The sequence below is a fragment of the Streptomyces sp. NBC_00631 genome, assembly GCF_045206895.1.
Lineage (GTDB): Bacteria > Actinomycetota > Actinomycetes > Streptomycetales > Streptomycetaceae > Streptomyces.
Genome location: NZ_CP107734.1, coordinates 710,247 through 723,121, shown reverse-complemented (window position 1 = coordinate 723,121; position 12,875 = coordinate 710,247). Strand labels below are relative to the sequence as shown.

Sequence of the window (12,875 nt, the reverse complement as noted above, 5' to 3'; positions counted from 1 at the left end):
GTCTCATGAAGAAACTCAGCTGACACCGCCCTCATGAACCGCACGGGATGTGGGCGGCCCGCGCAGGCCACAGCATGAAGCGAGGGCCCGGCCGTCCGCCGGGCGGCGCTGAGCGGTGAATCGAGGTGTCCGACCATGAAGATCGAGGGATCGGTCGCGCTGGTGACCGGAGCGAACCGGGGGATCGGGCTGGCGTTCTGCCGCGCCCTGCTGGCCCGGGGCGCGGCCAAGGTGTACGCGGGCGTACGACGGCCGGAGGACTTCGCCGTGCCGGGGCTGGAGCCGCTGCGCCTCGACGTCACCGACCCCGAGCAGATCGAGGCCGCCGCGCGGACGGCGTCCGACGCGACCATCGTGATCAACAACGCGGGCATCCAGGCCGGGCCGGGCCTGCTGGAGGGCTCCCTGGACGGCGCGCGGCAGGAAATGGAGGTGAACTATCTGGGCACCTGGGCCGTCTCCCGGGCCTTCGCACCGGTGCTCGCCGCCCATGGGGGTGGCGCCCTGGTGAACATGCTGTCCGTGGCGTCGTGGCGGTCGACCAGGCTGTTCCCGAGCTATGCCGCGTCGAAGGCGGCGCAGTGGTCGGTGACCAACGCGTTGCGGGTCGCCCTGCGGGAGCAGGGGACGCTGGTCGTCGGCGTCCACGTCGGCTGGGTGGACACGGACGCCACAGCGGCGGTCGACGAGCCGAAGACGGATGCGGCCGAGGTGGCCGCGCGGACCATGGACGCGATCGCCCGCGACGAACCCGAGGTCCTGGTCGACGACACGGCCCGCCGGGTGCGCGCCGCGCTCTCCGGCCCGCTCGACCTCCTCTATCCGGCCGGCTGAGCGCGCGGTCCGATCGTGCGACGGTGGAGTCAGCAGACCGACGCGACACAACGGTGAGGTGGAGCCATGCAGACCGACTTCGACGTCGTCGTCCTGGGAGCCGGGCCGGGCGGCTATGTGGCCGCGATCCGCGCCGCCCAGCTGGGCCTGCGCACGGCCGTCGTGGAGGGCCGCTTCTGGGGTGGTGTCTGTCTGAACATCGGCTGCATCCCGGCGAAGGCGCTGCTGCGCAACGCCGAGGTCGCCCAGCTGATCCTGCACGACGCCGACAAGTTCGGCGTGAAGATCAGCGGCGAGGTGGGCCTGGACTACCGGGCCGCCTACGAGCGCAGCCGGGTGGTGGCCGACGGGCGCGTCAAGGGCGTCGGCTACCTCATGCGCAAGAACAAGATCGAACAGTTCGACGGGCAGGGCACTTTCCTCGACCCGCACACCCTGCAGGTGCGCATGAGGGACGGCGAGACGACGCTCTCCTTCCGCTCCTGCATCATCGCCACCGGCTCGACCGTGAAACTCCTGCCCGGCACGGCACTGGGCCGGCGCGTCGTCACCTACGAGGAGCAGATCCTCTCCGACACCCTCCCGTCGAGTCTGATCATCGCGGGTGCCGGGGCCATCGGCGTCGAGTTCGCCTACCTGCTGCGGTCGTACGGCGTCGACGTCACCCTGGTGGAGTTCCTGGACCGGATCGCCCCGCTGGAGGACGAGGAGGTCTCGGCCGAGCTGACCAGGCGCTTCAAGCGGCAGGGGATCCGGGTCCTGACCTCGACCGCCGTGCAGTCCATCGAGGAGACCGAGGACAACGTCAGGGTCACGGTCCGCTCCGGCGACTCCGAGCAGGTCCTGGAGGCGGAGAAGGTCCTGCAGGCCACCGGCTTCCAGCCGCGCACCGCCGGCTACGGGCTGAACAGCACCGGTGTGCGGCTCACCGAGCGCGGTGCCATCGACGTCGACGGGCACTGCCGCACCAGCCGGCCGCACATCTACGCCATCGGCGACGTCACGGCGAAGCTGATGCTGGCGCACACCGCCGAGGCGATGGGCATCGTCGCCGCGGAGAGCATCGCCGGCGCGGAGACCATGGAACTGGACTACCGCATGATCCCGCGCGCGACGTTCTGCCAGCCGCAGATCGCCAGCTTCGGCTGGACCGAGGCCGAGGCCCGTGCCCAGGGCTTCGACGTGCGCGTGGCCAAGTTCCCCTTCACCGCCAATGCCAAGGCGCACGGCTTCGGCGACACGGTGGGGTTCGTGAAACTCGTGAGCGACGCCCGGTACGGAGAGCTGATCGGCGGCCACTTGATCGGACCGGACGTGACAGAGCTGCTGCCCGAGCTGACGCTCGCCCAGAAATGGGACCTCACGGTCCATGAGCTCGCCCGGAACGTCCACGCCCACCCGACGCTGAGCGAGGCGGTCCAGGACGCCCTGCACGGGCTCGCCGGCCACATGATCAACCTCTGATACCAGCTGGGGCATCCTGACACCCGGGTGCGGGGGCAGGGCCTACGGACGTACGGCCGCGTCATGATCTCCGTGTCGTGGCCGGCCGGGTCCTCGAAGCAGGCGCCTCGGCCGCCGAACGGTGCGCGAGGCCGGCGCGATCCGGCAGTACCACGGTCTGGCCTCCGCGGTGCCGGCCGCCGCGGCCGTGGCGGCCGAGACGGGTGCGGTCAGGGGCGCGGACGCGGCGTCCTGAGGGCTGTCCGGCACCCCCGGCGTACGGACGCGACGGCCGTCAGCGTCCGCCCTCGGCTGCCATCCGGACGGCGGCGTCGTGGATGAGCCGGGCGTGCAGCTCGAACAGGGCCACCAGGTCGACGGAGTCGCCCTTGACCTCCCGGTGCACGAACAGGCCGTCGGCGCCGGCGACGGCGTAGGTGGTCAGGGTCTCCACGGCGTCCTCGGCCAAGGCCGGGAAGAGGGAGGCGATGATCTCGGCGATACGGCGGTGGGAGATGTCGCGGACCTGGAGGAAGACCGCACGGCCCCGGGGTTCGGTGGGGCGGCGCTCCAGCGCGAGCATCAGGCCGAGGCGCAGGAAGTCCGGGGCCGCGACCAGGGATCTGGCCACGTACGCGGCCATCAGGGTGACCCGTTCCAGCGGGGTGCCCGCCTCGTCCCCGGGCAGTTCGACGGTCGTGAGCCAGGTTTCGAAGCTGCGCTCGATGACGGCCGCGATCAGGTCGTCCTTGTCCTTGAAATGCCAGTAGATCGAGCTGGCGGGCAGCCCGCACCTGGCGCTGACGGCCGCGATGGAGGTGCCGTCGTAACCGCGCTCGCCGGCGATCTCGACGGTGGCGTCGAGGATGCGCCGGCGCGACTCCACCCCGTTCGCGCGCTTCCTGCGCGTCGTCTGCGGCCCGGTCATCCCTGCGCCTCTCGGGATCGCGGCGGCCCCGGCGAGCCGCCTCTGCGGGGACCACTCTAATTGGAGCATCCCCTACAACAGGCACCGCCGTCACCAGCGCATTGTTTTTCGCGGTCGTCCCCGGACCCCGCGGCAGGCGGCCGGACCGGACACGCGGCAGATGTTCCGGACAGGGAAACTCCCGGGGGTGGCACTGGTCCCGTCCGGCGGGGAATCCAGCCGGCGGGCAGGTCGGCCAGGAAGCGAGCCCCTGAGGTGTGCGCGGGATCGTGGGACACCTCGCCGCCGACGGTCCGGGCCAGGCGCCGGGCGAGTGGCAGTCCGAGGCCCGCTCCGTCGTGCCCGTCCTCGGGGTCGGCCCGGCGACCGGGCTGGAAGAGGTCGCCCACGAACGTCTCCGGCACGCCCGGACCGTCGTCGGTGACGCTGATCCGCACCCCGCCGGGCACCGGTCGCGCGGACACGGTCACCGTGGAGCGCGCGTACCGGACCGCGTTCGTCAGGAGCGGGCTGACGATGCGTTCGAGAAGGGCCGGCCGGACGGCCGCCGCCAGCTCCGGAACCGCCGTGTCGACGACGGCCTGCACCTGTTCCAGCGCCCCGAGGCGGTCGACCAGCCGGCACAGGACCGGCTCGACGGCCGTGGCGCCGGGAGCCGCGGGGGCGGCGGTGCGCGCTTCCTCACGGGCGTCGTCCAGCAGGGTGTCGCAGATGGTGCGCATGGCCTGGGCGGCGTCGGTGATCACCTCGTGCGTGGCGCGGGTCTCGGCGGCGGAGCGCGGCCGGGCCCGCCACCAGTCCAGCTCGATCATGATCCGGGTGAGCGGGGTGCGCAGTTCGTGGGACAGCTCTCCGGTCAGCTGGCGCTCGTGCCCCAGCACGGTACGGGTGCGGTCCAGCAGCGCGTCCAACGAGGCGCCCAGGCTCGCGAGTTCGGCCGGATGGTGGGCCGCGCCGAAGCGTTCGTCGGAACCCACGGCGCTCCACTCGGTGGCCTGGTCGGTCATGGTCCGCACCGGACGCAGCGCCCGCCCGACGGCGAGGCGGATCAGCGCGTAGGTGCAGGCCAGCATGACCGAGTCCAGGACCAGGGAACCCAGCAGTACGGCGGCCGCCGAGTTGCGGTACGGCGCGAGGTCCAGGGCGGTGACGACCGTCGCCGTGCCGCTGCTCCCGGCCAGCGAACGGGCACACAGCCGGACGGACCGCGGATTCCCGGCCGCCACGGTCGTACAGACACCGTCGCCCCGTACGGCGAGCCGGGCGGCGGCCTCGGTCAGGGTGCTCTCGCCGGCGGTGGACGGGGGCCTCTCCAGCAGCCGCGTCCCGCTGTAGATCCAGACGTTGTCGTCGAGGAGCCGGTCGTTGACGGTCTCCAGGACCCGTACCCGCGGGCCGCTGGTGTCCACGGTGGTGGCGACGGCGTCCGCACGGCTGCGCAGCTCGGCGTCCGCCTGATGCCGCAGATGCCGTTCCATCACGGTGTTGAACGCCACGGTCAGGACGGTCATCAGGAGGGTGGCGGTGGTCAGGGCCACGAGCGAGAGCCGGCCGCGCAGCGTGCGGGGGGCCGGGAGCCGCAGGAGCCAGGTCATGACAGCCGGTGGCCCATCCCGCGCGCCGTACCGAGGCTCAGGCCGCTGCCCGCCGCGCGCAGCTTGCGGCGCAGCCGGCTCAGGTACTGGTCCAGTGTGTTGTCGCTGACCTGGGCGCCGTCCGGCCAGGCGGCCCTGACCAGGTCGCGGCGGCTCACGATGCCGCCTTTCGCGGCCACGAGGGTGGCCAGCAGGCGGAACTCCGTCGGGGACAGCTCGACCTCGGCCTCGCCGACGCTCGCGCGGTGCCGGGGCGCGTCCAGGACCAGGCCTCCTGCCGTCCACACCGTCGGCGGCGCGGCCCGTCTGAGCGCGGCCCGCAGCCGGGCGACGAGTTCGGCGAGGTGGAACGGCTTGGGCAGATAGTCGTCGGCCCCCGCGGAGAACCCGGACAGCCGGTCGGTGAGGTGGTGGCGGGCGGTCAGGAAGATGATCGGCGCCGCGAACCCGTTGGCACGCATCGCCTGGCACACGTCCCTGCCGTCCGCGTCCGGCAGTCCGACGTCCAGGACGACCGCGCCGATGCCGTCGGCGCTCAGCCGCAGGGCGCCGGCGCCGTCGGCGGCGGGCACGGGCTCGAAGCCCTCGTCGGCCAGCCCCCGGCGCAGGACGTCACGCAGGGCGTGATCGTCCTCGACGACGAGGATCTTGTGACGCATGGTCCTCCATCGGATCTGCGGCCGTACGGCCCGCTCCGCCGGGTGATGATCAACCGCGTCCCTCTTCGGACGCGGCAGCCCGTCGTCCCCGGTACACCTCGGAAAGGACAGGGATCAGCGACACGACCACGATCAGTGCCACCAGCGGCAGCAGGTACCGGTCGACATTCGGGATCGACGAGCCCAGCGCGTATCCCGCGAGGGTGAGGCCGAGACTCCACGCGAGTCCGCCGACGACCTGCCACTGGGTGAACGTCCGAACCGGCACCTCCAGCGCACCCGCCATCGGATTGAGCACCGTCCGCACCACCGGCACGAAGCGGGCCAGCACGATGGCCTTCGCGTGGCCGTACCGGCCGAGGAACTCCTCGGCGCGTTTCACCCCTTCGTGCAGGCGCCGGGAGCGGCTGCGGGCCAGCAGTGTCCCGCCGGCCTTCCGGCCGACGAGGTATCCGAACTGCGCCCCGGCCAGCGCACCCGTGGCCGCCGCCACGAGCAGCGGGCCCAGGGACAGGTGCAGACCGCCCTGCGCCGAGCCGGTGCACAGCAGGCCGGCGGTGAACAGCAGCGAGTCGCCCGGCAGGAAGAACCCGACCAGCAGTCCCGTCTCGGCGAACATCACCACACCGACGCCCAGCACGCCGAAGGCCGCCAGCAGTGAATGGGCGTCGAGCACGTTCACGGCCAGCTGTGACGCGGCGAGGATCGGAGCGGTCATGAACGGGGCCCTTTCCGGCGGACGGCTGCACACGGACACCTCGGCGACTACAGTCCTGTAGACGCTGTATGGAACTCTAGACGATCGCGGGGCCCGTTCGTCGCCTCGTCACTCCGGGGTGTGAGCCTCTACACAATGTAGTAGAAGTCTCCCGGTCGGCGGGACACCCACGTGGAACGGAGGTCTTGCCGAGGCGTACCGGTTGCGTTCGGGTTCGGGCGACGGACGTGAAACTCATGCACCAGAGGCGCCAAAGCATTGGCAAAGACATCTGTGGCGCCGGGAGCCCGGCGTGTCATCGTGCCGCCCATGACCACAGAGCACCTCCTCGACGACCGTTCCCGCGTTCCCCTCCGCACCATGGCGAACAAGGTTCCGGAAGTGACCGCCTACTTCTGGATCATCAAGGTGCTCACCACCGGGATGGGCGAGACCGCGTCGGACCTGCTGGCCAAGGTCCTCGGGCCGATACCGGCCGTCGGCCTCGGCGGGCTCGCCCTGGCGGCCTCCCTGGCCGTGCAGTTCGCCGTGCGCCGGTACGTCGCCTGGGTGTACTGGACCGCCGTCGTCATGGTCAGCGTGTTCGGCACGATGGCAGCCGACGTCCTGCACGTCGGCCTCGGCGTGCCCTATACGCTGTCCACCCCCTTCTTCCTCGTCGTGCTGACCGCGGTCTTCGCCCTCTGGTACGCCGTCGAGCGGACCCTGTCCATCCACGGCATCCGCACCCGCCGCCGGGAGGTCTTCTACTGGGCGGCCGTCCTCGCCACCTTCGCCCTCGGCACCGCCGCCGGCGACCTGACCGCCACCATCGGCCTCGGCTACCTCGGCTCGGCGGTCCTTTTCGCCGCCGCGATCTGCCTGCCCGCGATCGCCCACCGCGGCGGTGTCCTCAGCGCCGTCCCCGCCTTCTGGACGGCCTACGTCATCACCCGCCCCCTCGGTGCCTCGCTCGCCGACTGGATGGCGGTCGGCCACACCCGGGGCGGGCTCGGCCTGGGCCTGGCACCGGTGACCCTCGCCTGGACAGCCGCCATCGCCTGCTTCGTCGGCTACCTGGCCGTCTCCCACCGGGACACGTCAGCCGTCGACACGGCCTGAGCAACGCCGGGAAAGGGTTCCGCCGCAGCATCGGGCGCCGATGTCGGCAGCCTCTTGCCGTGTCCGACACCGTGCGACGAGACGGCCGACTTGCCGTGCAGCGCCACCAGTTGACCGACGAGAAGCCCGCCTGGCCAGGCGAGCCACCACTCCGTGTCCTCGTCCACCGGCACCAGCAGTGGCGCGGACCGGTGGTCACAGTCGGCTCACCCCCACCTCGACCGCATGCGCGCCGCCTCCCCGGCCTCGGGGCCGACGATATCGAGGCCCTCCACGGGCGTTGAGGAGGCGGCCGCTCGCTCGGCAGGCGGTCTCAGCTGCAGGTGAGACGGCCGGCGGCTGCCTTGGCCGTGAGGATGCGGTGCACGGAGGCGGCGACCTTGGCACGGAAGGAGGCGTCCTTGGCCATCTGGGCCTGCACCCCCTGTGCCATCGCCGGCACGGTCGACGCCTTGACGGTCAGGACCATGTCCCCGCCGGCGCCGATGAACTGCACCGCCCGCTGCGCCGGGGTGTAGGCACGTACCGCGACCGCCTGGCCGAGGTCGTCGGAGATGACGACTCCCTTGAAGCCGAACTTGGTGCGCAGCAGCGAGTTGATGACGGTCGGTGAGAACGCGGCCAGGTGCTTCGAGTCGATCTTTGTGTACTTCGCCGACGAGATCATCACGAACGGCGCACCCGCCTTGATCCCGCTCTGGAACGGCTGAAGGCTCGAACTGGAGGCGGTGGTCACCGAGTCGACGACGTTCGCGGTGGTGTCGGTGTTGCCGATCACCTGGCCCAGTCCGGGGAAGTGCTTGAAGGTGGTCATCACCCCGGCCGTCCGGAAGCCCGCGGCGAAGGCGCCGGTGTGCGAGGTCACGACGGCGGGGGTATGGCCGTACTCGCGGTAGAAGTGGCCGATCGGAGCATTGCGGGTGCCGAGGCTCGCGGGCACCACATCGGCGACCGGAGCGAGATTGAGGTCCAGGCCCGCCGCCTTGAGCTGCCGCGCCCAGGTCTCGGCGCGGCTGCGCAGGGTCGCCGTGCTCCACGTGCCCTGGGTCAGGGCGTTGGGCATGACCGAGAAGCCGGGGCCGCTGAGCACCTGGACCTGGCCGCCTTCCTGGTCGGTGGCCACGAGCAGCCCGACCCGTCGGCCGCCCACTGTGTCGGCCTGCGTGCGGATCCCGTCGACCACCTTCCTCGTCGCGGTGGTTCCGGCGGTGCTGCGCCCCGTGAGCATGACGGACCCCACGTGGTAGGTGCGCAGTGTCCGCAGGTCCGTCGTGCTCGGGTTGGTGGCGGCGACGCCGCCCATGAACAGCTGGCCGACGCGCTGTGCCTGGGTCATTCCCGCATAGACCGTGTCCGCGCAGCTCGCGGCGGTGACGGTGGGCACGTGCTGGGCGCTCGCCTCCGCGGCCGGCACGGTGCACACTCCGGCGGCGAGCGCGGTGGTGAGAAGTCCGACAGTGGTGCGCCGCGCGGCAGCACCGCCGCGCGTGCGCGGACGTACAGGTGTCCCCATGATGCGCTCCTGACTCATGCGGGTGCACGCCACGGAGACCACCGGGCCGACGGACAGCGTCGGACCGCATGGCCCGCGACCGCTTCATTCCCCCCAACACGTTACGCCGAACGGGTTCCGTCGGCACGTGGGCGGAGCGGGGACGGCCAGGGGACGAGCCGCCACTGGTCGATGCAGCCGACGTCGATTGCGGCGTGGTCCTGGACACGGAGTTTCCAGGTGCCCGTCAGAGGCTGTGCGGAGGCGTCGACGGTGAACGTCTGGCCGACGTTGCCGGCGGAGCCGCCACCGCGGTTCAAGGGGAGTTGCGTGAGACGCCTGAGAGAAGGCGGTGAACTTTCGGAGAGCGGATTGACACCCGGAAACCGGGACCGTCATGACCGCACTCAGAACGACGGCTTGAACTGGCGGTTGCGAGCGGCGGGTTCGAAGACGTGCACAGTGTTTTCGGTCGCGGGCCGGGCGGGAGAATGTCCCGCGGAACGAGCCATCGATCACGGCGACTTGGGGGCGAGTCTTTGAGCTCAGGGGGACCGGACGGCCGAGCGGCGATCAACAGCCGGGCATCAGCCTGGAGTCGGAGATGCACCGGGCGAGGCGGAACCTGCGCGTCGGTACGTTCAACTACGGCATCACCTATTTCGTGACCCGCTTCACCCTGATCATCGCGTCGGCGATCGTCGCGGCGGACCAGAACCTCAGCGGTGGTGGCGCGAGCTGGCTCGTCGACTGGGTTCCGGCCCTGTCGCTCCTGGTCGCGATCGGGACGGCGTTCGACACCTGGTACAAGCCCCAGCAGAAGTGGAAGGGGTACATGGAGTCGCGCGACGCCCTGGCGGACCTCCTGATCCAGGTCAACCAGGGGCTCCCGGAAGAAGAGGCCCGCACAAAGTTCGTCGAGGTACGCCGGCAGCACCGCCGGAACAACGTCTTCTGAGCGGCGCCGCAGGGGCGGGAGCGCGGAACGCGCGGCTCCCAGGCTAGCCCTCCGCCCCCGCGTCATAGCGCTCGCGTGCCTCGTGGACCTCCTCGATGTGGGTCTCGGCCCAGTCCTTCACGCCTGCCAGGAGCAGGGAGAGGCTGGCGCCCAGCGGAGTGAGTTCGTAGTCCACGCGGACAGGGACGGACGGGGTCACCGTGCGGGCGAGAACGCCGTCGCGTTCCAGGGCGCGCAGGGTCTGGGTGAGCATCTTGGGGCTGACGCCGGCGATCTTGCGGGCGAGCTCGCTGTAGCGCATCGGGCCGGGGGACAGCGCGCAGACGACCAGGCTGACCCACTTGTCGCTGATCCGGTCGAGGAGCTGGTTGGTGGGGCAGGCCCGGATGAAGGCGTCGTACTCCACGCGCGCCTGCTCGCGCCGTTGGGCCGCTGTCGTCGTCGGCATCGCTCACCTCTGGGGGACCTAGGCACCTTCAGGTAACTACTTACTGAAAGAGAGTAGCTATTCCTAGGGTTGCTGACAGCCGAGGAGAGACCGAGGCGCGAAGACCGTACAGGGGGAGCAAGCCGTCATGCGTGCAGCAGTGGTGAACAGGTTCGGCGGGCCCGAGGTCGTGGAGGTCGTGGAGTCGGAGCGGCCCGAGCCGGGCCCGCGCCAGGTGCGGATCAAGGTCGCGGCGGCCGCGCTGAACCCCGTGGACGAAGGGGTGCGGGCCGGCTTCTTCGGCGGCGCGGGCAAGCGGATCGGGCTCGGCTGGGACGTCGCCGGCACCGTCGACGCGACCGGGGTCGCCACCGCCTGGAACGTCGGTGACCAGGTGGTGGCGCTGGACCCCGGCATGGTCCGGCCGCTCGGCACGCATGCCGAGTACGTCGTGGTGGGGACGGACGCGGTGGCCATCGCCCCGGCCACGGTGGACGCGGTGCACGCGTCGACGTTGCCGCTGAACGGGCTGACCGCCGTACAGGCCCTGGACCTGCTGGAGTTGACCGAGGGCCAGTCCCTGCTGGTCACCGGTGCGGCGGGCGCGGTCGGCGGCTTCGCCGTCCAACTGGCCGCCCACCGTGGGATATCGGTGACCGGGCTGGCCCGCGAGGCCGACGAGAAGCTCGTACGGTCGCTGGGGGCCGAGCGCTTCACGGCGGGCGCAGTCGAGACCGGTGGCTTCGATGCCGTACTGGACGCGGCGGTGCTCGGTGAGGCGGCCCTGGAGTGGGTGCGTGACGCAGGCGGCTACGTCGGTGTCCGGCCCGGAGGCGAGCCGGCCCCGGTGCGCGGGGTGCGGACGGCCTCCGTCGCCGTGACCGCCGACGGGGCGCGCCTGGCGGAACTGGCGGGACTCGTGGACGAGGGGGTGCTGACGCTCCGGGTGGCCGGTACATTCCCCCTGGCCGACGCTGCCGAGGCCCACGCCCGCCTCGCGGAGGGCGGGGTGCGCGGGCGGCTGGTGCTGGTCCCCTAGCCGGAGAACCAGATTCTCGCCGCCTGTACGCCGATGTGCTCGCCCACCCTGTCCCGGCTGCCGGCGCGGCGACCCCGCCGAGGGCGACAAGGCCTCCGCGGGCCCGAGCGGCTCGGCGGGGGATCAGCCCGGAGGTGGCTTGAGGAGCCCCTCCACGATGTCGCGGAGCGGGCCCACGAGGTCGCCGGGTGTCGCGTCGGCCAGCGGCCGCAGGCCCACTGCGGAGCGTACGACGGCGACACCGACGCCGAGGGCGACCAGGAGCTCCGCCCGCAGCTCGGCGTCGGGTGCGGACGCGGCACCCGACGCTTCGAGCACCTGCCGGCCGAACTCCGCCAGGGCCCGCCGGCGCAGCTCGGCCACCTGCTCGTCGCCCGAGTCGCGCAGCAGCATCAGCACCGGATGCTCGCCGAACTCCGCCCACGCCCCGGCCGCCAGCTGCCGGCTGAGCGCCTCGGCCAGGGCGGCCCGGCCGCGCGGGAACTCCCCTTCGCCGCCCAGGAACCGGGGCGTCGACGCCAGTGCCGCCTTGAACAGGCCCTCCTTGGAACCGAAGTACCGCTTGATGAGCGCCAGGTTGACCCCCGCGTCCGCGGCGACGTCCCGCAGCGTCGTACGGTCGTAGCCCAGCCGCGTGAACCGGGCGCGGGCGGCCAGCAGCAGGGCCCGGCGGGTCGCCGCGGCGTCCCGGCGCCGAGGCCCGTCCGCGGCCTGGTCGGTCACGTCGTCCGATGACACAGCGGCTCCTCTCTCCAACGCCACCTGGGCCCTTCGGCGGGCCGAAGCTCCGCCACCAAGTAATCATGCGTTGACATGGTCCCCCAGAGCGGGCTACGTTGCCAAGTAATCACTTGATGACTAACCGGGCCGCGTGGAAGGAACAGGGACGGTGCCTCAGCAAGCCCTCCTCGTCATGGACGTCCAGCAGGTCGTCGTCGACCGTTTTCCCGACGGCGAGTACCTGCCCCGCCTGAGCAAGGCGATCGACGCCGCCCGGGCCGCCGGCGTCCCGGTGATCTACGTGGTCGTGGGCTTCCGCCCGGGCTACCCGGAGGTCAGCGCCCGCAACAAGATGTTCCGCGGCCTCGTGGGCGCCACACCGCGGCCGGCCGGGGAGGACACGGCCACCCGGGTCCACCAGGACGTGGCGCCCGCGCCCGGCGAGCCGGTCGTCACCAAGCGGCGCGTCAGTGCCTTCGCCGGCAGCGACCTCGACATGGTGCTGCGGGCCGGCGGGATCGATCACCTCGTCCTCACCGGCATCGCCACCAGCGGTGTCGTGCTGTCCACCCTGCGCCAGGCCGCCGACCTCGACTTCGAGCTCACCGTCCTGTCCGACGGCTGTCTCGACTCCGATCCGGAGGTGCACCGGGTGCTCACGGAGAAGGTGTTCCCCAAGCAGGCCGAGGTCACGACGGTCGACGCGTGGGCGGCGGCACTCTGACCGCGTTCCGACCGCACCCGCCCCGGGCCGTCAGGCGAGCGTCGCCTCCACCGGCAGCCTCTTGATGCCGTTCACGAAGTTCGAGGCGGCCCGGTGGATGGTGGCCACCGCCATCTGCTCCCGGCGGACCGGGATGCCGCCGAGCTTCGCCGGGGCCAGCTTCTCGGCTTCGGTGATGGACCGCTGACCGGGCACGGGTGACACCTTCGCGACCTCGCCAAGGACCGTGCGGCGGCA

13 protein-coding genes and 3 pseudogenes are annotated in these 12,875 nt (G+C 71.7%); 6 read left to right on the top strand and 10 right to left on the bottom strand.

All coding sequences use genetic code 11. From position 1 onward, the window contains the following. Positions 1 to 135: 135 nt before the first annotated feature. Together OHB00_RS03535 and lpdA are read left to right on the top strand one after the other, a co-directional pair. Entirely contained in the window at positions 136 to 834 is a 699-nt protein-coding gene (locus OHB00_RS03535; protein ID WP_406431092.1) for an SDR family oxidoreductase, read from the top strand. A 66-nt stretch (positions 835 to 900) separates the two neighbouring features. Then, positions 901 to 2,298: a dihydrolipoyl dehydrogenase gene (gene lpdA / locus OHB00_RS03530; RefSeq protein WP_406431090.1), complete on the top strand. Its 1,398-nt coding sequence runs from the start codon at positions 901 to 903 to the stop codon at positions 2,296 to 2,298. Between the two features lie 44 nt (positions 2,299 to 2,342). Here lpdA and OHB00_RS03525 read toward each other — a convergent pair. The 5 genes and pseudogenes from OHB00_RS03525 to OHB00_RS03505 all read right to left on the bottom strand — a co-directional run. Beyond that, positions 2,343 to 2,423: pseudogene (locus OHB00_RS03525) on the bottom strand (VOC family protein); the annotation flags it as partial. 149 nt (positions 2,424 to 2,572) lie between these two features. Beyond that, on the bottom strand, positions 2,573 to 3,205 hold the full coding sequence (locus tag OHB00_RS03520; protein WP_406431088.1) for a TetR/AcrR family transcriptional regulator: 633 nt from the start codon (positions 3,203 to 3,205) through the stop codon (positions 2,573 to 2,575). Positions 3,206 to 3,261: 56 nt separating this feature from the next. After that, entirely contained in the window at positions 3,262 to 4,800 is a 1,539-nt protein-coding gene (locus tag OHB00_RS03515; RefSeq protein WP_406431086.1) for a sensor histidine kinase, read from the bottom strand. Then, on the bottom strand, positions 4,797 to 5,459 hold the full coding sequence (locus OHB00_RS03510) for a response regulator transcription factor (RefSeq protein ID WP_406431084.1): 663 nt from the start codon (positions 5,457 to 5,459) through the stop codon (positions 4,797 to 4,799). Before OHB00_RS03510 ends, OHB00_RS03515 begins: the two co-directional genes overlap by 4 nt. Before the next feature lie 49 nt (positions 5,460 to 5,508). Next, a complete protein-coding gene (locus tag OHB00_RS03505) occupies positions 5,509 to 6,177 on the bottom strand; it encodes a DedA family protein (RefSeq protein WP_406431082.1) in 669 nt (222 codons plus the stop codon). Positions 6,178 to 6,486: 309 nt separating this feature from the next. Between OHB00_RS03505 and OHB00_RS03500 the strand changes: the two genes are divergently transcribed. After that, positions 6,487 to 7,278 (top strand): hypothetical protein, encoded by a 792-nt coding sequence (locus tag OHB00_RS03500; protein ID WP_406431080.1) that lies wholly within the window; start codon positions 6,487 to 6,489, stop codon positions 7,276 to 7,278. 313 nt (positions 7,279 to 7,591) lie between these two features. Here OHB00_RS03500 and OHB00_RS03495 read toward each other — a convergent pair whose 3' ends face one another. Both OHB00_RS03495 and OHB00_RS03490 read right to left on the bottom strand, forming a co-directional pair. Further along, complete coding sequence (locus OHB00_RS03495; protein WP_406431078.1) at positions 7,592 to 8,791, bottom strand: glycoside hydrolase family 3 N-terminal domain-containing protein; 1,200 nt, start codon at positions 8,789 to 8,791, stop codon at positions 7,592 to 7,594. 101 nt (positions 8,792 to 8,892) lie between these two features. After that, positions 8,893 to 9,090: pseudogene (locus tag OHB00_RS03490) on the bottom strand (proprotein convertase P-domain-containing protein); the annotation flags it as partial. Between the two features lie 284 nt (positions 9,091 to 9,374). Here OHB00_RS03490 and OHB00_RS03485 point away from each other — a divergent pair. Then, a complete protein-coding gene (locus tag OHB00_RS03485) occupies positions 9,375 to 9,728 on the top strand; it encodes a hypothetical protein (RefSeq protein ID WP_406431076.1) in 354 nt (117 codons plus the stop codon). A gap of 43 nt (positions 9,729 to 9,771) precedes the next feature. Here the strand turns inward: OHB00_RS03485 and OHB00_RS03480 are convergent, their stop codons facing one another. Then, the gene (locus tag OHB00_RS03480; RefSeq protein WP_406431074.1) at positions 9,772 to 10,176 is read right to left on the bottom strand and encodes a winged helix-turn-helix transcriptional regulator; all 405 of its coding nucleotides are present in this window, start codon (positions 10,174 to 10,176) and stop codon (positions 9,772 to 9,774) included. A 127-nt stretch (positions 10,177 to 10,303) separates the two neighbouring features. Between OHB00_RS03480 and OHB00_RS03475 the strand changes: the two genes are divergently transcribed. Beyond that, positions 10,304 to 11,194 (top strand): NADP-dependent oxidoreductase, encoded by an 891-nt coding sequence (locus OHB00_RS03475; RefSeq protein ID WP_406431072.1) that lies wholly within the window; start codon positions 10,304 to 10,306, stop codon positions 11,192 to 11,194. 123 nt (positions 11,195 to 11,317) lie between these two features. Here OHB00_RS03475 and OHB00_RS03470 read toward each other — a convergent pair whose 3' ends face one another. Then, a complete protein-coding gene (locus tag OHB00_RS03470; RefSeq protein WP_406431070.1) occupies positions 11,318 to 11,932 on the bottom strand; it encodes a TetR/AcrR family transcriptional regulator in 615 nt (204 codons plus the stop codon). Between the two features lie 151 nt (positions 11,933 to 12,083). Between OHB00_RS03470 and OHB00_RS03465 the strand changes: the two genes are divergently transcribed. Further along, positions 12,084 to 12,638 (top strand): cysteine hydrolase family protein, encoded by a 555-nt coding sequence (locus OHB00_RS03465; protein ID WP_406431068.1) that lies wholly within the window; start codon positions 12,084 to 12,086, stop codon positions 12,636 to 12,638. Between the two features lie 81 nt (positions 12,639 to 12,719). Here OHB00_RS03465 and OHB00_RS03460 read toward each other — a convergent pair. Next, a pseudogene (locus tag OHB00_RS03460) lies at positions 12,720 to 12,833 on the bottom strand (MarR family transcriptional regulator); the annotation flags it as partial. Between the last annotated feature and the right edge of the window lie 42 nt (positions 12,834 to 12,875).